Below are 22,384 nucleotides of genomic sequence, written 5' to 3'. Positions count from 1 at the left end.
AGCAAAGGATGAATATGTAGGAGGGGTCTCTGCAAGTATTTAGAATCAGGAGTTACCATGTGTTATGGGAAGAAGTGAAGAAATACCTCTACGCAAAATTGAAATTATAAGCGATGCAGGACAAGTGTTTGATGAATTAAGAAAAGAGATACATGCAAGAGCAAGGTTATATCCAGAAAATACCTCTTATCAAGAAGTAGAGTGGAGTGTAGTCAATGATGTTGGTATATCGTCAAATGTTGCTAAAGTAGAAGCCACTTACCATGAAGTCAAGATAAGAGCTTTAAGTGATGGAGAATTTCGACTTCGTTGCACTAGTAAGAATGGTAGCGACAACACGAAACTCATATCTGAGCTGGAATTTAGGGTAGTTGGTCTTGGATCAGCTTACAAAGATCCTTATCAATTCATATCTGGAGGACTTTATGATTATAGTAAAGGTGAAGTTTCAAACGGAAATGAAAGAGGAGTAGCTACAAGTCGCGATGGTGAAACCCAAGTAGGTTTTCGTGAAATTGATTTTGGTTCTTATGGCTCAGACACTATAACTATTCCAATTTTCTCTTTATCAGATGAGGAGTATTTTCTGAAAATTTGGGAAGGAATCCCGGGTGACGAGAGAAGCGTTTTACTAGCTGATGTTATTTATCAAAAGAAATCCCAGTGGAATGTGTATCAAGAAGAAACTTACAGTTTGTCAAAACGACTTAGTGGTATTACAACACTTTGTTTTGTACTTCATCAGAAGATACATATTAAAGGATTTTCTTTTAAAAAAAAGAATAGAGCATTTGAACAAAATATTGCTACGTTATGTTACCACATCTATGGGGATACATTTGAAATATCAAAAAATAGCGTTGAAGGTATAGGAAATAATGTTTCGCTAGAGTTTGAAAATATGGACTTTACAATAGATGGTTCTACGAAACTTGTGGTTTTTGGTAGGTCGCCAATTGATAAAAATACTATTAACATTCAATTTGCCAGTAATGAAGGTCAAAGTAATCAACTTGTCGAATTCACTCAATCCGATGAATACGAGGAGCGAGCATTTGAACTTGAAAAAATAGCAGGAATACAAAAGGTAACATTCATATTCCTACCAGGATGTAATTTTGATTTTGGTTGGTTTCGTTTTGAGAGATAAGGATCTGCATATTATTGGAACAGATAGTTTGAGTCTCCAAAAAATAAATTAAGAATGATAAATATTTTTTGAAAATGATTGTGTTATAAAAGATCTCACAAGGATAGAAGATTATGCAAGGCTACTTGCATCAATAGGAATTAACGGTGTAATAATTAATAATGTTAATGTTCACAAGTATGAAACAAAATTCATTACAGAGGACTATCTACCAGATATGGCGAGATTTGCTGGCGTATTTAGGGAATATGGAGTGAGATTTTTCTTAAGTGTTAATTTTGCAGCGCCTATGGAAATTGGTGGTATTTCAACAGCAGATCCTCTTGACGTTGATGTAATAAATTGGTGGAAGGAAACGGCTACAAAAACATACAAACATATACCAGATTTTGGAGGATTTATTGTAAAAGCAGACTCAGAGAATAGACCTGGACCTTTTACTTATAATCGCGATCATGCAGAAGGTGCGAATGTGCTTGCAAAAGCTCTAAAACCCTATGGTGGCATAGTGATTTGGAGATGTTTTGTTTATGATTGCAAACTAGATTGGAGAGATAAGACGAAAGATAGAGCTAAAGCTGCATACGATAACTTTAAACCATTAGATGGTAAATTTATGGATAATGTGGTTCTGCAAGTGAAAAATGGACCTGTGGATTTTCAAATAAGAGAACCAGTTTCCACGTTATTTGGAGCTATGGAGAATACAAATCAAGTAATGGAATTCCAGATAGCTCAAGAGTATACAGGACAGCAAAAGCATCTATGTTATCTTGTTCCTATGTGGAAAGAAAGCTTAGACTTTGATACTTATGCTAATGGGAAGGGGTCTTTTGCAGGTAAAGTCGTAGATGGTACGCTATTTGATAGAAATATTGGAGGGATTTGCAGTGTCAAACATTGGAGATAGTCAGTGTTGGACAGACAATCCTCTTGCTCAAGCAAACTTATATGGTTTTGGTCGTATTGCATGGAATGTAGATTTAACAGCTGAGGAAATAGCACTGGAATGGGTGAGACTTACATTTGGGAATGATAGTGAAGTTGTAGAAGCAGTGATGTCCATGTTACTTACATCAAGGGATGTTTATGAAGAATATACAGTTCCACTTGGAATTGGTTGGATGGTAAACCCCAATCACCATTATGGTCCAAGTGTTGATGGATATGAATATTCAAAATGGGGGACATACCATTATGCAGATTTTAAAGGCATTGGTGTTGACCGCAGTGCTGCCACAGGTTCATGATATACAACGCAGTATAAAGTCACTAATGCTAAAATATATGAATCCATTGAAACTTGCCCAGAGGAACTTTTATTATTTTTTCACCATGTACCATATACCTATGAGTTAAAGTTAAGTAAAACGCTAATCCAGCATATTTATGATTCTCATTTCAATGGGGTAAATGAGGTAACACTTATGAGGGAGAAGTGGATTTCACTTAAGTGGAAAATGGATGAGGAGACTTATGAGCTTGTATTAAGTAAATTTAATATTCAAGTTGAGGATGCTAAAGAGTGGCGAGATGTAATTAACACTTATTTCTATAGAAGAACAGGAATTAATGATATTCATAACAGAATAATTTACAAGTAAAAGAAGATGGATTTTAAAGGAAATGGAAATCTCAGAATCATCATTTAGAACCTAGGAATAAAAATAAATAAATCAATATAAACTTTTTAAAAAGGGTTTAAAAAGTTGCTATGAAAGGATATAATTTAAATATAAAGGATAAATTTAAAAAAGGGGATGATGATTTTTATGAACAATATACCGTTGTATAAAAATGAAGAGTTAAGTTTTGAGGAACGTGCTAAGGATCTGGTATCAAAAATGACAATACTTGAAAAAGTTAGCCAAATGACTTATAATTCTGCTCAAATAAAAAGGCTTGATATACCATCTTATAATTGGTGGAATGAAGCACTACATGGGGTTGCTAGAGCTGGGGTTGCTACAATTTTTCCACAAGCTATTGGAATGGCTGCAACATTTGATGAAAATTTACTATATAAAGTTGCAGAAGTTATTTCAACCGAGGGAAGAGCTAAATATCATGAATCCCAGAGAAAAGGTGACCATGATATATACAAGGGGTTAACTTTTTGGTCTCCTAATATTAATATTTTTAGAGACCCAAGATGGGGTCGTGGGCATGAAACTTACGGAGAAGATCCTTATTTAACAGGTAGACTAGGGGTAGCATTTATTAAAGGGTTACAAGGAAATGATAAAAAATATATGAAGGCAGCTGCTTGCGCAAAACATTTTGCGGTTCATAGTGGACCAGAAGCTGAGCGCCATAGCTTTAATGCAATAGTTTCTAAAAAAGATCTTCGTGAAACTTACCTTCCAGCATTTAAAGAAGCTGTTAAGGAAGCTAAAGTAGAGTCAGTAATGGGTGCATATAACAGAACTAACGACGAGCCTTGTTGTGGAAGTAAGACATTGTTAAATGATATTCTTCGCGAAGAATGGGATTTTAAAGGACATGTAACTTCAGATTGCTGGGCTATAAAAGATTTTCATGAACACCATAGAGTTACCAGCAATGCAGTAGAATCAGTTGCTCTAGCTGTGAATAGTGGTTGTGATTTGAATTGTGGTAATATGTATTTGAATGTTCTACTTGCTAATAAAGAAGGCCTTGTATCAGAGGAAACAATTGATAAGTCAGTTGTAAGACTTATGACTACTAGGATGAAACTTGGTATGTTTGATAATCCAGTAAACGTTCCCTTTGCAAGCATTCCTTATGAAGAAAATGACTCCAAGGAGCATAGAGAATTTGCTTTAAAGGTATCAGAAAAATCTATTGTGCTACTAAAGAATGAAAATAATATATTACCAATTAACAAAAATAAAATTAATTCTATAGCAGTAATTGGACCAAATGCAAATAGTAGAGGAGCATTAATTGGAAATTATTACGGTACTGCATCAAAATATGTAACAGTACTAGAGGGCATAGAGCAAGCCGTAAATCCGAATACTAGAGTTTATTATTCAGAGGGTTGCCATTTATACAAAGATAAGGTGGAAGATCTTGCACTAACAAATGACAGAATATCAGAAGCAATTTCAATGGCCGAGAGGTCAGATTTGGTAGTTATGTGTCTTGGCCTAGATGCAACAATTGAAGGAGAAGAAGGTGATGTATCAAATATATATGGAGCAGGTGATAAGCAAAATTTGAATCTGCCAGGGCTTCAACAAGAATTATTAGAAGAAGTATATAAAACAGGAAAACCTGTTATTTTAGTTCTTCAATCTGGAAGTGCTCTTGCAGTTAACTTTGCAGATGAAAATGTACCTGCCATTATTCAAGCTTGGTATTCAGGTGCGGAGGGCGGAAAGGCAATTGCTTCATTGTTATTTGGTGATTATAGTCCTTCAGGGAAATTACCTGTCACTTTTTATAAAACAACAGAGGAACTTCCAGATTTTAACGATTATTCTATGAAAAATAGAACATATAGATATATGAAGGATGAAGCACTTTATCCTTTTGGATATGGACTTAGTTATACTAAGTTTGAGTACTCAAATCTTATAGCAAGTAAGTTTGAACTTAAATCTGGTGAAACTGCTGAATTTAAAATAATTGTAAAAAATGTTGGGAAATATGAATCTGAAGAAACTGTGCAATTATATTTAAAAGATGTGGATGCGAGTGTAATTGTTCCAAAATATGAGTTAAAGGGAATTAAAAAGACTACTTTAAAACCTGGAGAAGAAAAGCAAGTAGAATTTAAAATAACACCAAGGCAAATGGCACTTATAGATAACGATGGGAAATGCATTCTAGAACCAGGTATATTTGAAGTATTTGTGGGAGGAAGTCAGCCAGATGTTCGAAGTATTGAACTTACGGGTACGCCACTACAAAAATGTAATTTTGAAGTAAAAGGAAACGTATTAGCATTAGAATACTAATTACTTTAAGTTTATTGATCTATTAGAATTTTTAACTCTGTTTTACCGTGTAGATTCAGAAGTGATTTTCGAGAAAATGATACTACAAAAAAAATAAAAATGTATATAGAGAAAAAGGAGATGAATCTTGTATGATGTTTAAAATCATAGTTAAGGTCGTCTCTTTTATCCTTAAATAATAAGTACTACTATACTATTGGATCAATTGGATATTTATGATATGTAGTGGTGTACCTTCTTTTAGAGTGATAAAAATATGAATAGTGAGACATCAATAGCTAATCCACATATTCATCCAATGTCAAGTAATGTTGTAGATGAATTGCTTTATTTTGTGGAAAATAGCGAAGATAAATATGTTAAAGATCGTATGTTGGACACAATTGGCTGGGGATGTCAAACATATAACAGATATGATAAAGAATACGATTTTGGTAAAAAGGGTTGGATGTCTGAGAGGTTCTGTCATTGTGAAGGACTAGTGGCAGAAAAATATAGTGATGGCTCTCTTGCAAGCACATGGTTTTGCTTGATGCCATGGGCAAGTGGATCTATTATAGATGGTTTGGCTGGTAATTATTGGGATAAGTATAAGTAAAACTTAATAAGCATTAGCTAAGTGGGATAGTTTGCTAATATCACAATATGGGTCCAAATAACATCCAAGGGGGATGATATAAAGATGTTAAAAGATATTAGAGAAGTTAATAAATCAGAAAAAGAATTGAAAAATGTAACGCGCGTTATGTCTCGAGTCGAATCAGATGTGACACTTGTCACAGCAGCAAAAGTCGTAGCTATATATGTTGATTCCAAAGGAAAGGATTATGACGGATTAAGCTTAGTGGCAAGGTCTTTTGCCGAAGATATTAATATTGTAACTGGAAAAACTCCACTGATTTCAACGGATATAAAGCAGCTAAATGGGACAGTAGTGATTGCTGGATCTATTGGAAACAACGATTTGATTGATTCTTTAGTCGTAGATGGCATAATAGATGTATCTGCTATAAAAAACAAGCGGGAATGTTATAAAGTGTTGGTTGTTAAAAATCCTGCTACTGGGATAGATAAGGCTATTGTTGTTGTGGGAAGTGATAAGAGGGGAACGATTTATGGTATTTATCATATCTCAGAATTAATTGGAGTAAGCCCGTGGGTTTACTTTGCAGATGCTGCACCTGCAAAACAATCAGAATTGATTATTTCAGAAAATGATTTAAATACGGTATCAAAGGAACCATCTGTAAAATATAGAGGTTTTTTCTTGAATGATGAGTGGCCATCCCTAGGAAACTGGGTAACTGGTAAGTTTGGAGACTTTAATGAAGAATTCTATGAAAAAGTATTTGAGCTGATTCTGAGATTAAAGGGGAACTTTTTATGGCCCACCATGTGGAGTGCAGTATTTAGTGAAAATGGTAAAAGTAGTTCCATAGCTAATGCAAAACTTGCTGACTCATACGGTATTGTAATGGGAACATCACATCATGAGCCAATGTTTCGTGCAGGTGAAGAATGGAAAAAAATAAGCCAGAAGTATGGGACAAACAAAGCATGGGATTTTACTAGCAATTCTGAGGCAATAACCAAGTTTTGGGAAGATGGCTTATTGCGTAATAAGAACTTTGAAGGGGTTATTACCTTAGGAATGAGAGGGGAACAAGACTCTGAATTAAAGGGATCTGAAGAAGAAAATATCAAATTGCTCAAAAGTATTATTAGAGTGCAGAAAAAGTTATTAAATAAACATGGTCTTGAGGATGCACCTCAGGTTCTTACTATATATAAGGAAGTAGAAAAATATTGGTACGGGACAGATAAGGCTGATGGATTAAGAAATTGGGATGTACTAGATGATGTAACAATTATGCTAGTAGATGATAATTTTGGAAATGTTCGCACACTACCTACCGAAAAAGAACGAAATCGTAAGTCTGGATTCGGAATGTACTATCATTTTGATTATCACGGTGGACCTCGTTCTTATGAATGGGTAAATACGACTCCACTTGAAAAAGTATGGGAACAGATGTCTATGGCTTTTGATTATGGAGTGCACAATATATGGGTTGTCAATGTTGGAGATCTAAAACCCCAGGAATTGCCAATATCATATTTTTTAGACTTGGCCTATGATTTTGATACTTTGGGAACTGATGCAGTAAATAAGACCTCAGAATACGTTAAGCAATGGGTAATAAGGCAATTCACAAATGTTGTAGAACAAGATGTAATTGATGGAATTTCATCTTTATTGTCTGATTATACGAGAATGAATGGAAAAAGAAAACCTGAGATTATTTTTTCTTCAACCTATAGCTTAACAAATTATAATGAGGCACAAAGAGAACTCACAAAAGCAATTGAAATAGAAAATAATGCTAAGAAATATTACGAACTTATTCCGAAGACATACAAGGATGTTTATTATCAGTTGGTATATTATCCAGCAGCATCTGCAAATGTGGTAAAGATGCAGATATTCGCAGGGCTTAATAAGCTGTATTATGACAGAGGTAGTGTCCTTGCAAATTCATATGGAGTATTAGTAAAGGAATGTATAATGACAGATACCAATATGCAAAGTTACTACAACAATACTATATCCCATGGAAAGTGGAAGGGAATGATGAGCTCTCCTCATATTGGATATACAAAATGGAGTCCTGATGGCTGGGCATATCCACAAGTAAACTATATTACACCTAAAGATAATCCATTTATGATTGTAGATGTAGAAGTAAGACAAAAGGAATGTCTTTCTTTAGTATCAAGGCTTCCCGTATTTACAAATTTGAATAAAGAAACCTACTCTATCACCATCAGCAATGGCGGTAGCATGGCGTTTGAATACAAAGTTGAAACAAGCGTGGATTGGATAAAGGTAGATAATATACAGGGAAGTATCCATATTGGAAAGGCAATAAAAGTTTGCGTGGATTGGGATAAGGTGTCAAGGACATCAAGTGGTGAGATAACAATTTCTGGCGCAGGAGAATCGATAAAAGTGAAAGTTACAGCAGAAGTTATAGATACTAGCGGTTTGACGAAGATGACATTTGTTGAATCTCATAATGTGGTATCTATTGAGGCGGAGCACACATCTAATAATGTAGCAAAATCTAATGTGGAATGGAAACAGATTGAAAACTATGGACGTTATTTATCTTGTCTAAAAATGTTTCCAACAACGGTGCCTTTTGAAAACCCAAAAGATGCACCATATTTGGAATATACAATTAATGTAAATGAGGATTTTGAGTATACGCTTACAACCTATGTTGCACCTACCAATAATCTTTACGTTAATAGCAGATTAAGATATGGTGTATCTTTTGATGGAGAAGAGCCAATTATAGCAGATGCTCTACCTGTGAATTTTGTAGCTGGTACTAATGGTAATCATTCATGGGAGGAGGCAGTCATGGAAAATATCCATACAACTACAACTAATCATAAATTGGGGAAGGGAATACATACCCTTAGCTTTTATGGTTTAGATGCTGGGATTGTATTACAAAAACTAGTTTTGTCAAAAGGAAAGCTTCCAGACTCATTTTTGGACCAGAAGAGAGCTTTTATGTCGGGAAAAGCTAGGATAACGTGTTAGAAATAAAGGAGATGTTTGTAAAATGATAGAGGGTCCAAAGGCGCCAAAAGATCCAGTTAAAAAACGAAGTAGTATTTTCTTTATGTTCGAGTCTATGATTGAAGCAACTGGTAGTAGCGAAGGTAAACCTTCACAGGATATTTATTTAGAAGGGAGGATAAAAGATAAGGTAAAGCTTGAAGGTGGAGTTACAGATGAAGAAATATTGAAATTGTTAGAGAATTGCAGCGGATTTCATAAACTGGTTTACTCGATAGGGGTATCGGTTAAGGGATTAAATGATACTTCTGGAAAAGTCAATTTTGTGCTGAAAAATTTGGGGAAAGGGAAAAATTATGATACTGGAACTTTGCTGATGATTGAATGTCCTAAGGATGGAACGGAGGTAATTTTAAAATTAGATGATTTTAAGTGGTCGCCAGAGGATGACATTCTTTCAAAATTTGCTTTTGAATTTGATAATGCAGGTGAACTGGCAACTGCCACTGTGAAGTTCTATCTACATGATGGATATGAAGTGCCAGAGGTAGCTATGGAAGCACCGGTTTCTTTTGGCTCAGAGGAATATAAATCAATGATTGCAAGGTCCTTATTAAATAAAGGTAATAACAAGAGATTAAAAATAGCAATAGAAAAATCAGAAAGAGGCGAAGAGGTTACTATTGCCTATATTGGGGGATCTATTACACAAGGGGCAGCAGCTAAACCTATAAATACAAATTGTTATGTATATAAATCTTACTTAATGTTTAAAAAGATGTTTGGAAAAGATGGAGGAGAAAATATACATTTTGTGAAAGCTGGAGTGGGGGGGACATCATCAGAATTAGGTATTATACGTTATGAACGGGATATTTTAAGAGGTGGATCAGTGGAACCGGATATTGTTATAGTTGAATTCGCAGTAAATGATGAAGGAGACGAAACAAAAGGGATTTGTTATGAGAGTCTATGTTTAAAAATTCTTTCTGAGAAGAATAAACCAGCAGTTATTTTGTTATTTGCCGTGTTTATGAATGACTGGAATCTACAAGATAGGCTTTCGCCAGTTGGAAAACATTATAATTTGCCAATGATAAGTGTAAAGGATGTTGTGGTAGAGCAGTTTGGCCTGACTAAGCCAGAAGGAAATATAATATCTAAAAGACAGTTTTTTTACGATATCTATCATCCAACAAATGATGGGCATAGGGTAATGGCAGATTGCATAGGGTATCTGCTGCACGAAACGAAAAAATCAGTTGAGGATAATGTTGATATTATAATAGATAAACCGCCAGTTATTGGGAATTGCTTCAAAAATATTAATTTAATTGATAGAGAAAATTATAGAAATTTTGTAACCGTAACAGAGGGAGGTTTTACACAGATTGATACTGATCTGCAAATGGTAGAAATGGATGATAATTCTTTTCAATCACCAGAATTTCCATGTAACTGGATGTATGCGCCTCCATCAGCAAAAGAGAACTTCAAGATGATTATAAAATGCCGTAGTCTCATCCTAGTTTTTAAGGATTCAGGAAGTAGTACCTTTGGTTCGGCAGATATTTTTGTGGATGGTCAGCGTGTAAGAAGAGCAGACCCGCATGAAAATAACTGGACTCATTGCAATCCAGTTATTTTATTTCAAAGGGAAGTCTGTGAGGAGCATATTGTAGAAATTAAAATGGCCTCAGATAATGAAGATAAGAGTTTTACAATCTTAGGATTTGGGTATAACTTATAACTAAAAACTAGTGGTTATGGAGCTAGTTCACGAATATTTAGAATATTTAGAATATTAATAAAAAAACTTAATAAAATCGCTTTAAAAAGAATGTAATAGATGTTATAATATAATTATAAATATAAAACATATAGGGGGTAATAATATGAAAGAATTTTTTAGTGATATTCATAAAATTAAATATGAAGGTAAAGACTCTAAAAACCCTTTGGCTTATAAGATTTACAATGCAGATGAAATTATTGATGGAAAGACAATGAAGGAACATTTACGTTTTGCAGTTGCCTACTGGCACACATTCACAGCAGGTGGTAATGACCCATTTGGAATGCCTACTATGCAAAGAAGTTGGGATGAGTTAACTGGAATGGAGCTTGCAAGAGCAAGAATGTATGCAAATTTTGAGTTCGTAGAAAAATTAGGAGTAGGATATTTTTGTTTCCACGATAGAGACATAGCACCAGAAGGTGTTGATTTAGCGGAAACTAATAAAAATTTAGATGAGATTGTTTTACTTGCAAAAGAATTGTCAGAAAAAACTGGTATAAAACTTCTATGGGGTACTGCAAATCTATTTAGTAATCCTAGGTTTGTACATGGTGCAGCATCATCTTCAAATGCAGATGTGTTTGCATATGCAGCAGCTCAAACTAAGAAGGCTTTAGAAGTAACAAAATTATTAGGTGGAGAGAATTATGTTTTCTGGGGTGGTCGTGAAGGTTATGAAACATTGCTTAATACTGATATGGGGCTTGAACAAGATAATCTTGCTAGGTTTTTCCATATGGCAGTTGATTATGCAAAGGAAATTGGTTTTACTGGCCAATTCTTAATTGAACCTAAACCAAAAGAACCAACAAAACATCAATATGATTTTGATGTTGCTACAGTACTAGGATTTTTAAGAAAATATGATTTAGACAAAGATTTTAAATTGAATATAGAAGCAAATCATGCTACTTTAGCTGGCCATACTTTTGAACACGAACTACATTTGGCTAGAGTAAATGGAGTACTTGGAAGTGTTGATGCAAACCAAGGCGACTCGAATCTTGGATGGGATACAGATCAATTTCCTACAGATATTCGCACAGCAACTCTTGCAATGTATGAGGTAATAAAAAACGGCGGTCTTCACAGTGGTGGGCTTAATTTTGATTCAAAAACAAGAAGAGCTTCATTTGAACCAGTGGATTTATTCTATTCTCACATTGTTGGAATGGACACATTTGCAAAGGGATTTAAAATAGCTAGGAAGTTATTAGAAACTGGAGAGCTCGAGGAGTTTGTAAAAGAAAGATATTCAAGCTTCAGCGTTGGTATAGGTAAGGATATAGTAGAAGGAAAAGTAGGATTTAATGAACTTGAAAAGTATGCCTTAGAAAATAAAACTATAGTAAATAAATCAGGGCGACAAGAATTGCTTGAAGGATTATTAAATAGTTACATTTTAGAATAAATTTAATATAAATATAGAGGTTGTTAATATAAATATAGAGGCAGTTAATAACTGCCTCTATATTTATATTGAAATAAAAAAATGTACAAAGTATAATTAAATACATAAAGTTTACGCTTGTCTTTATGAGTGCTTATAAGATATATACAAAGAATTAAGTTATTTGAATTTGATAGCGGACTAGATAAGAAGGGTGATATGTTTGAAAAAATTCAGTATATTAGATCAGGAGACGATTAAAGAAACAAATAAAAAGAATATATTACAGTTACTTTATAAAAACGGTCAACTTACAAAACAAGAAATATCCAAAAAACTTTATATAAGTATACCTACTGTTATTAGCAATGTTAATGAGCTTATTGTAGAGGGATATCTAGATGAAGCTGGGGTTGCAGATTCGACAGGTGGAAGAAAGCCAATTATTGTAAGGTTTTTACCGGATTCAAATTATTCTTTTGGGGTTTGTATAACTCGTAATAAGATAAGAGTTGCATTAACAAACCTTAAACTCGAGATAATTGTGGAAGAAGAAATTAGACTATCACAAGAACTTGAAAGTATAGATATAATTATGGATAAAATAAAAAAATGCATTGATACAATAGTAGATAATTCTAAAATACCTAAAGATAAAATAATTGGTGTAGGATTTTCACTCCCAGGTACTGTAAATGAAGAAAAACTTCTTTTAGTAAATGCACCAAATCTAAATTTAAAAAATATACATTTAAAAGAATATGAAGCTAAATATAATTATAAATTTTATATGGAAAATGAGGCAAATGCATCAGCATATGCTGAAACATTCCTAAATTCTGATGGTGCTTTAAAAAATTTAGTTTTTGTATCTATCACAGAGGGAATAGGTGCAGGAGTAGTGATAAACGATAATCTTTATAAAGGGTGTAATAAACGTGCTGGTGAATTTGGTCACATGACTATAGTTAAAAATGGAGAGCAGTGTAATTGTGGTAAAAAAGGATGTTGGGAACTATACGCGTCTGAAAAAGCTCTACTAAAACAATATAATGAAGAGTTCAAAACAAATGATAAGAGCCTTAAAGAGTTTTTTAAACTAACGAGGACTAGTGAAGTAGCAAAAAATATCCTTTATAATTACTTGGACTATCTTGCAGAAGGAATCAAAAATATTATTTTAATAACAGATCCTGAGAAAGTTATAATAGGAGGTAAAATCACCTATTATGAAGAATATTACAAAGAACTTTTAATAAAAAGAGTTTTTGAGGAGAATAGTTTTTACACGAAAGAAGAATGCTCGTTATCATTCTCAAAACTAAAGGAAAATGCATCCATATTAGGAGCGGCTTTAATGACTATGCAGGATATATTTTTCATAAATAAAAAAATAATATAATTCTTAAAATAAATTTTTTAATTAAAAGAGTTGAATAAGTTTTGTACTGCCACTATAATAAAACAAAGTGGAATAAAGATTAAGTGGTACGTACGTGTAAAATTTGACTTAGAGGTGTTTAATATGATTGGTAATACAGAAAAATTAACAAAGTACATGAAAATCGCAGAATATTTTAAAGCTGAAATGAGAGCTAAGAAAATTAGAGCTGGAGAGCAATTGCTAACCGAAAATGAAATTGCAGCAAAATTCAAGGTTAGTAGACATACAGTGAGACAAGCTTTAATGGAACTTGAAAAAGGTGGATATATATACAAAGAGCAAGGGAAAGGAACATTTTGTTCCTCAAGAGATGAAAATACTAAAAAAGGAACTATCGCTGTTATCACTACCTATATATCTAATTATATTTTTCCGTCGATTATTTATGGAATAGAAGAAGTTCTAAGCGCAGAAGGATATAATTTAATGTTATTAAATACAAACAATGAAAAACCAAAAGAGGCAGAGTGCCTAAAAAAGATAATTGACAATGACATAGTAGGATTAATTGTAGAGCCAACTATGAGCGCCTGTGAAAATGTGAATTTAAAATGGTACAAAGAGCTAGAAAAAAAAGACATACCTTATATTATGATTAATGCAAAATATGATGAATTAGACCCTGCTTATGTAATAGTGGATGATATCGAAGGTGAATATCTTACAACAAAGTATTTACTTCAACTTGGCCATAGAAAAATAGCTGGAGTATTTAAGAAGGATGATCTTCAAGGAGTAAATAGGCAATTGGGTTATAAAAAAGCTATGGAAGAATTCGGAGTGGAATTGAATAGTAATTTTGTAAATAGTTTTGAAACAAACGAAGAGACTTTTGCGCCTTATGCATTTACCAGTAATTTAATTCGTAAAAAGGATAGACCTACAGCAATAGTTTGTTATAATGATCAGATTGCAATATATGTGGTTCAAGCTATATTAGATGCGGGACTAAGAATTCCAGAGGATATATCTATAACTGGATATGATGATTCACATATCTCAATATCTACAGAGCTAAGATTCACAACTGTTGGACATCCTAAGGAGGATATGGGCAGAAGAGCAGCGAGACTTCTTATTGGTATGGTTGAAAATAATGTTAAAAAACCATCTTATATTTACAAACCTGAATTACTTGTAAGATACTCAACTGGGAATGTGCCACTGAAATAAGAAGGTATTATTTTATTTATATTTTATTTTTTATAAAAAATAGAGGAATTTGCAAATCAATGGAGAACATATATATAATAGGTTGTGCGTACAATTAGCGCTTCGTTGTACAGGTAACTAATTAGAAAAAGATGATTATATGTGAACAATGTAAACCATTACTTGACTTTCGGATAACTTGACTACAGTTACAAATATATTGCCCAAAAATGTACGAACTTCCAATCAAATAGGGAATTTAGAGAAATAAGGCACATTACTTTTGTGAATCACCTTAAATTAACTAGATAAATTAGCTTTTAATAGGAAAGTACAAGCGAAAAACATAAAGTTTTGTATTAAATAAATATAAACATTGTGTGAATAAAAAAAATGTGGTAGAATATGATGAATTGCAGATGTAAACGAAAACACGTTTGCAATATACAAATGAAAACGAAAACAAAAAAAATTAAAAGCGCTTATAAATTATGCCAGAATAAATTGTTGATTGCTACCTTTCATCAGGTATATCTGAATTATAAAGAAAATGATTAATTTGATGAGAGTTTAAGTAATATATTTCAAATTATTGACTTTAGGGGGGAATATAAAAATGAAAAAAAAGATTCTATCAGGATTAATGGTAATGACTATGGTACTAGGACTTACAGCGTGTGGTTCTAAAGCTGAACCAACTACTACAACTAAAACCGCAGAAACAAAATCTTCTGGACAATTGGCAGGTATAGCAATGCCTACAAAAACATCACAGAGGTGGATAGATGATGGAGATAATATGGTAAAATCCCTAGAAAAATTAGGTTATAAAACTGATTTACAGTATGCTGATAATAATGTACAAAATCAAGTAGCACAAATAGAAAACATGATCACTAAAGGTGCAAAAGTATTAGTTATTGCATCAGTTGATGGTACAGCACTCACAGATGTATTACAACAGGCTCATGATGCAAAAATTCCTGTAATATCTTATGACCGTTTAATTACAAAGACTGCATTTGTAGATTACTATGCAACCTTTGATAATTTTAAAGTTGGAGTTTTACAAGCTGGATACATTGAAAGCACTCTAAAACTTAAAGAAGCAAAAGGTCCATTTAACATAGAATTATTTGCAGGTTCACCAGATGATAATAATGCAAAATTCTTCTTTGATGGTGCAATGTCAGTTTTACAACCATATATATCTTCAGGTAAATTAGTTGTTCAAAGTAAACAAACAGCTTATGCACAAGTTGGTACTTTAAGATGGGATGGTGCTACTGCACAAGCAAGAATGGATAACATATTGAGTAAAAGTTATACTTCAGCTAAGGTTGATGCAGTATTATCACCATATGATGGTATAAGTATTGGTATAATATCATCATTAAAAGGTGTTGGATATGGATCTGCTACTCAAAAAATGCCTGTAATTACAGGACAAGATTGTGAAGTTGCTTCAGTTAAGTCTATAATAGCAGGAGAACAAACATCATCAATATTCAAAGATACTAGAATACTTGCTGAAAAGGCTGCTGAGATGGCAAATGCTGTTTTATTAGGTAAAACACCAGTAGTTAATGATACAAAAACTTACGATACTGGAATGAAGGTTGTACCATCATTCTTATGTGATCCAGTTGTTGTTGATAAAGCTAACTATCAAAAAATTGTAGTGGATAGTGGATATATAACTGCTGATAAATTAAAATAATAATTAATAATTTGTTTTAAATGCAAATCAGTTAAACTAAATATTAGTTTTAATCAAATATAAGGTTAGTGGTGGGTTACAATCACCACTAACCTTATTTACTAAATGTGAGGAGTTGAATACCGTATGTCAGATATTATTCTTGAAATGAAAAATATCACCAAAACTTTTCCAGGGGTTAAGGCCTTAAATAATGTTAATCTTAAGGTTTTACAAGGGGAAATTCATGCCTTAGTTGGAGAAAATGGTGCAGGTAAATCAACACTAATGAAAGTTCTAAGTGGAGTACATCCTCATGGAACATATAGTGGAGACATTATATTTAATGGTAATTTGTGTGAATTTAAGGATATAAGAAATAGTGAACATTTAGGAATAGTAATAATTCACCAAGAGTTAGCACTAATACCAACATTATCTATTGCTGAAAATATATTTTTAGGAAATGAACAAGGTAAAAATGGAGTGGTCGATTGGAATGAAACTAAAGTAAAGACAATAGAATTATTAAAAAAAGTAGGCTTAAATGAATCTCCAGATACTCTTATTGGTTCCATAGGGGTAGGTAAGCAGCAGTTAGTTGAAATAGCAAAAGCATTGTCTAAAGAAGTTAAACTGCTAATTTTGGATGAACCAACAGCTGCACTTAATGAAGCAGATAGTGATAATCTGTTAAAGTTAATTAATGGACTTAAAAGCCATGGAATTACATCAATAATGATATCCCATAAATTAAATGAGATAAAAAAAATATCGGATTCAATTACTATTATAAGAGATGGATCAACTATTGAAACTCTTAATACCCGCACGGATAATATTACTGAAGATAGAATAATTAAAGGTATGGTTGGAAGAGATTTAGTTCATAGATATCCTAGTAGAGAATCTAAAATTGGGGATACTATATTTGAAGTGAAAAATTGGAATGTATATCATCCATCGATTAGTGATCGTAAAGTTAGTGATGATGTGAATATTAATATTCATAAAGGAGAAGTTGTAGGAATTGCAGGCCTTATGGGAGCTGGAAGAACTGAACTCGCAATGAGTATTTTTGGAAAATCTTATGGAAAAAAAATAACTGGACAAGTATTCATTAATGACAAGGAAGTACATCTAGATAATGTAAATAAAGCAATTGAAAGTGGACTTGCTTATGTTACAGAGGATAGAAAAGAATATGGATTAGTCTTAATAGATCACATAAAAGGAAACACAACCCTTGCAAATTTAAAGAAAATATCTAAAGCTGGTGTAATAAATGAAAATGAAGAAATATTAGTGGCAGAAGATTTACGTAAGCGGTTAAACATTAAATGCTCTGGTATACTTCAAAAGACAGGTACTCTAAGTGGTGGAAATCAGCAAAAGGTAATTTTGGCTAAATGGATTTTTACTAGACCTGAGGTTTTAATTTTAGATGAACCTACTAGAGGTATTGATGTAGGTGCAAAATATGAAATATACACTATAATTAATAAATTAGCAGCAGAAGATAAGGGCATATTGGTCATCTCCTCAGAGCTTGCTGAACTATTAGGAATTTGTGATAGGATATATGTTATGAATGATGGGAAAATACTTGGAGAGATGAGTGCTAAGGACGCATCTCAAGAGAAAATAATGAAAATGATACTTAAACAAGATCTTGAAGAGGAGGCACAATTATGAAATCTTTAATGAAGGTATTTAAGGAGAATGTAACTCAATATAGCATGATAATTGCTCTAGTAGGAATTATGGTATTTTTTCAAATTGCATCAGGCGGTATTTTATTAAAACCATTAAATATTACTAATTTGATATTGCAGAATAGTTATATATTAATACTTGCAATTGGAATGCTCCTTGTAATTGTAGCTTTTCAAATTGATTTATCGGTAGGTTCAGTAGCTGCAGTAGTTGGAGCATTGGCCGGAATAATGATAATTAACAATAAAATGTCTACACCACTTGGAATTGCAATTGTACTTATAATTGGTGCTATTGTAGGAGCTTGGCAAGGATTTTGGGTTGCTTATGTAAAAATACCAGCATTTATAACTACACTAGCTGGTATGATGGTATTTAGAGGATTAACTTATGTTTCTCTAGATGGTACATCTATAGCACCTTTCCCTAAATCATTTCAATTAATGAGTACTGGTTTTATTCCGGATTTCTTTAATGGTAATGGAATTCATATTACAACAATTGTTATTGGTTTAATTTTAACTGTATTCTATGTATTGTCAGAAATGAAAAAAAGAGCTGCTCAAAAGAAGTACAAATTTGAAGTTACTAGCCCAGTAATTCTAGGACTTAAAATGGGAACTCTTATAATACTTATAAATGCATTTTGTTATATAATGGCTTCATATAAAGGGTTACCAAATGTGTTAGTATTATTAGCAGTTTTAGTAGCTATTTATACTTTTATAACTAAAAAAACTACACTTGGAAGACATATTTATGCACTTGGAGGAAATGAAAAAGCTGCAAGACTTTCTGGAGTAAAAACGAAATGGGTAATATTTTTAGTATTTGTTAATATGGGAGTATTAAGTGCTCTAGCAGGACTTGTTTTTGCTGCAAGACTTAATTCAGCAACTCCAAATGCTGGTGTTGGATTTGAACTTGATGCAATTGCTGCTTGCTTTATTGGTGGAGCATCAACGGCTGGTGGTATAGGTACAATTATGGGAGCTATGATTGGTGGTCTATTCATGGGAGTTATGAATAATGGAATGTCTCTTATGGGAGTTGGAATTGATTGGCAACAAACTATTAAAGGCTTAGTATTATTATTTGCTGTAGCTTTTGATGTGTATTCGAAATCTAAAACTGCTTAAAAAGTTTTATTTATAGAATTTCGTTGAGGAGGTAAGATTATGGGGTGGATAATCAATTTAAATACAAAAGCAAAATTAATTAGTTGTTTCGTTGTTATTTCGATTTTTGTAAGTATAGTAGGACTTTTTGGGATTTATAATATTAAGAGAACTAATGACAACATGACATCTATGTATGAGGATAGCTTGTTACCTATTCAAATTCTAGGGAAAGTAGCCCAAAATGAAATGTCAGGTCGTGCAGATCTTGAACATATGCTACATTTAACAGATAAAAATGAAATAGCCGCTAATATAAAGGTAATTGAAACATTGGCATTTCAAAATTTAAGATTAATAGAGGAATATAAGGCTTCAAATCTTGAGAACGCGCAAAAATTATTACTTACAACTTATAAAACAAATAATGAGATATTTACAAATTCAAGAGCTAATATAGTAAACTTAATATCTCTTAATAGGCAGGATGAAGCAGTATATTTATTTGAGAAAGTAGAAGAAGCAAGGAATGTATCGCTAAAAGATTTGGACAATATGATTGAATTAAATAAAAAACTCGCTCAAAATGTGAATAAAGAAAGTCATAATGCCTATATTAATTCTTTTAAAGTGATGATAATGTTGATAGTTTTATCATTGGTTATTGCTATAGGGTTAGGACTTATTTTAAGCAATTATATAACTAAGTCATTAAAAAAGGGAGTGGATTTCGCAAAATCGCTAGCTTTAGGTGACTTAACGCACAAAGTTAATATTAAGTCAAAAGATGAATTTGGAATATTAGGTGGTGCGCTTAATACAGCATCAAGTAATACCTTAATGCTTGTACAAAAGTTGAATAATATTATACAACAACTCACATATTCAAGTGAGGAGTTGGAAAGTGTAAGTGAGGGCGTATCAGATAAAGTTATGGGTATAAATTCTGCTATTTCTCAAATAACAGTAGGAATGCAAGATAGTAGTGCTTCAACGCTTGAAGTAGGGGAATCAGGCGTAAAAATACAAGATGTGGTAGTTGAAATTGCACATGAATCTGAAGAGGCAGATCTAGAATCTAGGAAAATTGAAGAAAGAGCAAATAAAATTAATATACAAGCAGAAGAGGCAATACAATTTGCAAAAAAAGTATATATTGAAAAAGAGGCAAAAATTATAAAAGCTATTAAAGATGGAGAAGTAGTTGAAGAAATACGGAAAATGGTTGATATAATAGCTCAAATTGCAAGTCAAACTAATTTGCTTTCGCTTAATGCAACTATAGAAGCGGCAAGAGCTGGGGAGCAAGGCAAGGGTTTTGCAGTTGTTGCAGATGAAGTGAGGAAACTTGCGGAAAAATCTACACAAACCGCAAAAAATATCGAACAAATAACAAATAAGGTTCAAATTGCTTTTAAGAACTTATCAAATGAATCAAATGATATATTAGTATTTATTGATGATAGTGTAGCGAAAACCTATAAAGATTATTTAGAAACTGGGTTACAATATAAAAAAGATGCAAGTACAATAAGTCAATTATCATATACAATTGCTGAAAAAACTAAAGATGTATCACCATCCATAAAACAAGTGAATATAGCAATTGATACAATAGCAGCAACACTTCAAGAAATATCTGCAGGTTCAGAAGAAATATCAAGTAATGTAGCTGAAGTTGCAAATGCAATGAGTGACCTATCTAAATCATCACAATGTCAAACTTATTTGGTCAAAGACCTTAATGATTTGATTGAAAAATTTAGGATTTAGAAGGTAATTATTTATATAACTTTTGACTAGTGATAAAAATTTAAATAAAATGGAATTACCTATATATAGGGTTAATTCCATTTTATTTTTTTTGGGAGATAAAACTTTTTAAAATAACTTTATAAAATGACTTGAAGAAGTTTGCAAAAAGGATTATAATATAGTTATAAACATATATCCCAGTACTTAAAATTAATAACTTCGAGGGGGAAATAAAAATGAAAAAAGCATTAGCTGGATTATTATTAATATCAATGGTGTTTGGACTTACTGCATGTGGTAAAGCAAAAACAACATCAGGAGTCAAATCAAATGGTAAAAGTGTAGGTATATCAATGCCTGAAAAGACATTGCAAAGGTGGATAAACGATGGAAATAATATGGTTGATTCGTTAGATAAATTAGGGTATAAAACTGATTTGCAGTATGCTGACAATAGTGTATCTAATCAAATATCTCAAATAGAAAATATGATTACGAAAGGTGTAAACGTTTTGGTTGTTGCTTCAGTTGATGGTACTGCACTTACTGATGTATTAAAGCAAGCGCATGATGCAAAAATTCCAGTAATATCTTATGATCGTTTGATTACAAAGACTGATTTTGTAGATTATTATGCAACATTTGATAATTTTAAAGTTGGGGTTCTTCAAGCTGGATATATTGAGACTTCTTTAGGATTAAAGGATGGAAAAGGCCCGTTCAACATTGAATTATTCGCTGGTTCACCAGATGACAATAACGCAAAATTTTTCTTTGATGGAGCAATGTCAATTCTACAACCATACATTACTTCAGGAAAGTTAGTTGTTAAGAGTGGACAGGTTGGTTATGCTCAGATTGGTATTTTAGGATGGGATGGTGCTAAGGCTCAATCAAGAATGGATAATTTATTAAGTAAGAATTATACTACAGATAAGGTTGATGCAGTATTATGTCCAAATGATGCAATTAGTATCGGTGTAATATCGTCTTTAAAAGGTGTTGGATACGGCTCAGCAACTCAAAAAATGCCAGTAACAACGGGTCAAGATTGTGAAATAGCTTCAGTTAAATCTATAATTGCAGGAGAACAAACATCTTCAATATTTAAAGATACAAGAGTATTAGCAGCAAAGGCTGCCGAAATGGCTGATTCCGTTTTAAATGGAAAAACTCCTACAGTTAATAATACAAAAACATATACAACTGGAAGTAAAATTGTACCTTCATTCTTATGTGATCCAGTTGTTGTTGATAAAACAAACTATCAAAAGGTAGTAGTAGATAGTGGATACATTACTGCTGACAAACTAAAATAAAAAGTATTAATAATATTTAGGAAAGGAATTCCCGCTCTATAAGCGGAAATTCCTTTTTTACATATAAAAAGAAAATATGTAAAGTAAATACTGCTATAATGTTGTAAAAAAAGATTTTATGAAAACATTTACTTTATTTTAAAAAAAATAAAGGAATTATTAAAATTGCGTAGAATATATATATAATGACTTGTACGTACAATTTAATTATGTTGTACAAGTAAATGTAAAATATAAGACCAGGATATAATTAATAAAAACCATATAATTCAAATAATTAAAAAGTTAAAAAGTTAAAAAGTTA

The 22,384-nt window shown here is 32.5% G+C and carries 14 protein-coding genes and 1 pseudogene; all 15 read left to right on the top strand.

Annotated elements, in window-relative coordinates:
* Positions 1-64: 64 nt before the first annotated feature.
* The 15 genes and pseudogenes from KPL55_RS26005 (at position 65) to chvE (KPL55_RS13365) (ending at position 22,080) form a co-directional block, all read left to right on the top strand.
* A complete protein-coding gene (locus KPL55_RS26005) occupies positions 65-1,150 on the top strand; it encodes a carbohydrate-binding protein (RefSeq protein ID WP_246599486.1) in 1,086 nt (361 codons plus the stop codon).
* Positions 1,151-1,211: 61 nt separating this feature from the next.
* The gene (locus KPL55_RS26580; protein ID WP_312887288.1) at positions 1,212-2,060 is read left to right on the top strand and encodes a hypothetical protein; all 849 of its coding nucleotides are present in this window, start codon (positions 1,212-1,214) and stop codon (positions 2,058-2,060) included.
* Positions 2,002-2,754 (top strand): annotated as a pseudogene (locus tag KPL55_RS26575) (hypothetical protein). The gene KPL55_RS26580 and the pseudogene KPL55_RS26575 overlap by 59 nt, the downstream one beginning before the upstream one ends.
* A 168-nt stretch (positions 2,755-2,922) precedes the next feature.
* On the top strand, positions 2,923-5,097 hold the full coding sequence (locus tag KPL55_RS13420; protein WP_216307242.1) for a glycoside hydrolase family 3 C-terminal domain-containing protein: 2,175 nt from the start codon (positions 2,923-2,925) through the stop codon (positions 5,095-5,097).
* Between the two features lie 256 nt (positions 5,098-5,353).
* Positions 5,354-5,695 carry a hypothetical protein gene (locus KPL55_RS13415; protein WP_246599479.1) on the top strand — a complete coding sequence of 114 codons (342 nt, stop codon included), beginning with the start codon at positions 5,354-5,356 and terminating at the stop codon, positions 5,693-5,695.
* Between the two features lie 84 nt (positions 5,696-5,779).
* Positions 5,780-8,710: a glycosyl hydrolase 115 family protein gene (locus KPL55_RS13410; protein ID WP_246599478.1), complete on the top strand. Its 2,931-nt coding sequence runs from the start codon at positions 5,780-5,782 to the stop codon at positions 8,708-8,710.
* Between the two features lie 22 nt (positions 8,711-8,732).
* Positions 8,733-10,439 (top strand): SGNH/GDSL hydrolase family protein, encoded by a 1,707-nt coding sequence (locus KPL55_RS13405; protein WP_216307241.1) that lies wholly within the window; start codon positions 8,733-8,735, stop codon positions 10,437-10,439.
* A 145-nt stretch (positions 10,440-10,584) separates the two neighbouring features.
* The gene (gene xylA / locus KPL55_RS13400) at positions 10,585-11,898 is read left to right on the top strand and encodes a xylose isomerase (protein ID WP_216307240.1); all 1,314 of its coding nucleotides are present in this window, start codon (positions 10,585-10,587) and stop codon (positions 11,896-11,898) included.
* Positions 11,899-12,100: 202 nt separating this feature from the next.
* Positions 12,101-13,279, top strand: coding sequence for an ROK family transcriptional regulator (locus KPL55_RS13395; protein ID WP_216307239.1), 1,179 nt, complete (start codon positions 12,101-12,103; stop codon positions 13,277-13,279).
* A gap of 123 nt (positions 13,280-13,402) precedes the next feature.
* Positions 13,403-14,494 carry a GntR family transcriptional regulator gene (locus tag KPL55_RS13390; RefSeq protein ID WP_216307238.1) on the top strand — a complete coding sequence of 364 codons (1,092 nt, stop codon included), beginning with the start codon at positions 13,403-13,405 and terminating at the stop codon, positions 14,492-14,494.
* 595 nt (positions 14,495-15,089) lie between these two features.
* Entirely contained in the window at positions 15,090-16,193 is a 1,104-nt protein-coding gene (gene chvE, locus KPL55_RS13385) for a multiple monosaccharide ABC transporter substrate-binding protein (RefSeq protein WP_246599477.1), read from the top strand.
* A gap of 126 nt (positions 16,194-16,319) precedes the next feature.
* On the top strand, positions 16,320-17,867 hold the full coding sequence (gene mmsA / locus KPL55_RS13380; protein WP_216307237.1) for a multiple monosaccharide ABC transporter ATP-binding protein: 1,548 nt from the start codon (positions 16,320-16,322) through the stop codon (positions 17,865-17,867).
* Positions 17,864-19,027 (top strand): multiple monosaccharide ABC transporter permease, encoded by a 1,164-nt coding sequence (gene mmsB, locus KPL55_RS13375; RefSeq protein ID WP_216307230.1) that lies wholly within the window; start codon positions 17,864-17,866, stop codon positions 19,025-19,027. Before mmsA ends, mmsB begins: the two co-directional genes overlap by 4 nt.
* Before the next feature lie 39 nt (positions 19,028-19,066).
* Positions 19,067-20,779 (top strand): methyl-accepting chemotaxis protein, encoded by a 1,713-nt coding sequence (locus KPL55_RS13370; protein ID WP_216307236.1) that lies wholly within the window; start codon positions 19,067-19,069, stop codon positions 20,777-20,779.
* A 218-nt stretch (positions 20,780-20,997) separates the two neighbouring features.
* Positions 20,998-22,080, top strand: coding sequence for a multiple monosaccharide ABC transporter substrate-binding protein (chvE, locus tag KPL55_RS13365; protein WP_216307235.1), 1,083 nt, complete (start codon positions 20,998-21,000; stop codon positions 22,078-22,080).
* The last annotated feature ends 304 nt before the right edge of the window (positions 22,081-22,384 follow it).

This window comes from Clostridium lacusfryxellense (assembly GCF_018861735.1).
GTDB classification, from domain to species: Bacteria; Bacillota; Clostridia; order Clostridiales; family Clostridiaceae; genus Clostridium_AD; species Clostridium_AD lacusfryxellense.
The sequence above is the reverse complement of the archived record's forward strand: the minus strand, read 5'-3'. Positions and strand labels throughout refer to the sequence as shown.

What these genes read in the sequence shown, in the direction of transcription:
- KPL55_RS26005 (WP_246599486.1), top strand. Translation starts at nt 65, where the DNA reads ATGGGAAGAAGTGAAGAAATACCTCTACGCAAAATTGAAATTATAAGC.
- KPL55_RS13420 (WP_216307242.1), top strand. Translation starts at nt 2,923, where the DNA reads ATGAACAATATACCGTTGTATAAAAATGAAGAGTTAAGTTTTGAGGAA.
- KPL55_RS13415 (WP_246599479.1), top strand. Translation starts at nt 5,354, where the DNA reads ATGAATAGTGAGACATCAATAGCTAATCCACATATTCATCCAATGTCA.
- KPL55_RS13410 (WP_246599478.1), top strand. Translation starts at nt 5,780, where the DNA reads ATGTTAAAAGATATTAGAGAAGTTAATAAATCAGAAAAAGAATTGAAA.
- KPL55_RS13405 (WP_216307241.1), top strand. Translation starts at nt 8,733, where the DNA reads ATGATAGAGGGTCCAAAGGCGCCAAAAGATCCAGTTAAAAAACGAAGT.
- xylA (WP_216307240.1), top strand. Translation starts at nt 10,585, where the DNA reads ATGAAAGAATTTTTTAGTGATATTCATAAAATTAAATATGAAGGTAAA.
- KPL55_RS13390 (WP_216307238.1), top strand. Translation starts at nt 13,403, where the DNA reads ATGATTGGTAATACAGAAAAATTAACAAAGTACATGAAAATCGCAGAA.
- chvE (WP_246599477.1), top strand. Translation starts at nt 15,090, where the DNA reads ATGAAAAAAAAGATTCTATCAGGATTAATGGTAATGACTATGGTACTA.
- mmsA (WP_216307237.1), top strand. Translation starts at nt 16,320, where the DNA reads ATGTCAGATATTATTCTTGAAATGAAAAATATCACCAAAACTTTTCCA.
- mmsB (WP_216307230.1), top strand. Translation starts at nt 17,864, where the DNA reads ATGAAATCTTTAATGAAGGTATTTAAGGAGAATGTAACTCAATATAGC.
- KPL55_RS13370 (WP_216307236.1), top strand. Translation starts at nt 19,067, where the DNA reads ATGGGGTGGATAATCAATTTAAATACAAAAGCAAAATTAATTAGTTGT.
- chvE (WP_216307235.1), top strand. Translation starts at nt 20,998, where the DNA reads ATGAAAAAAGCATTAGCTGGATTATTATTAATATCAATGGTGTTTGGA.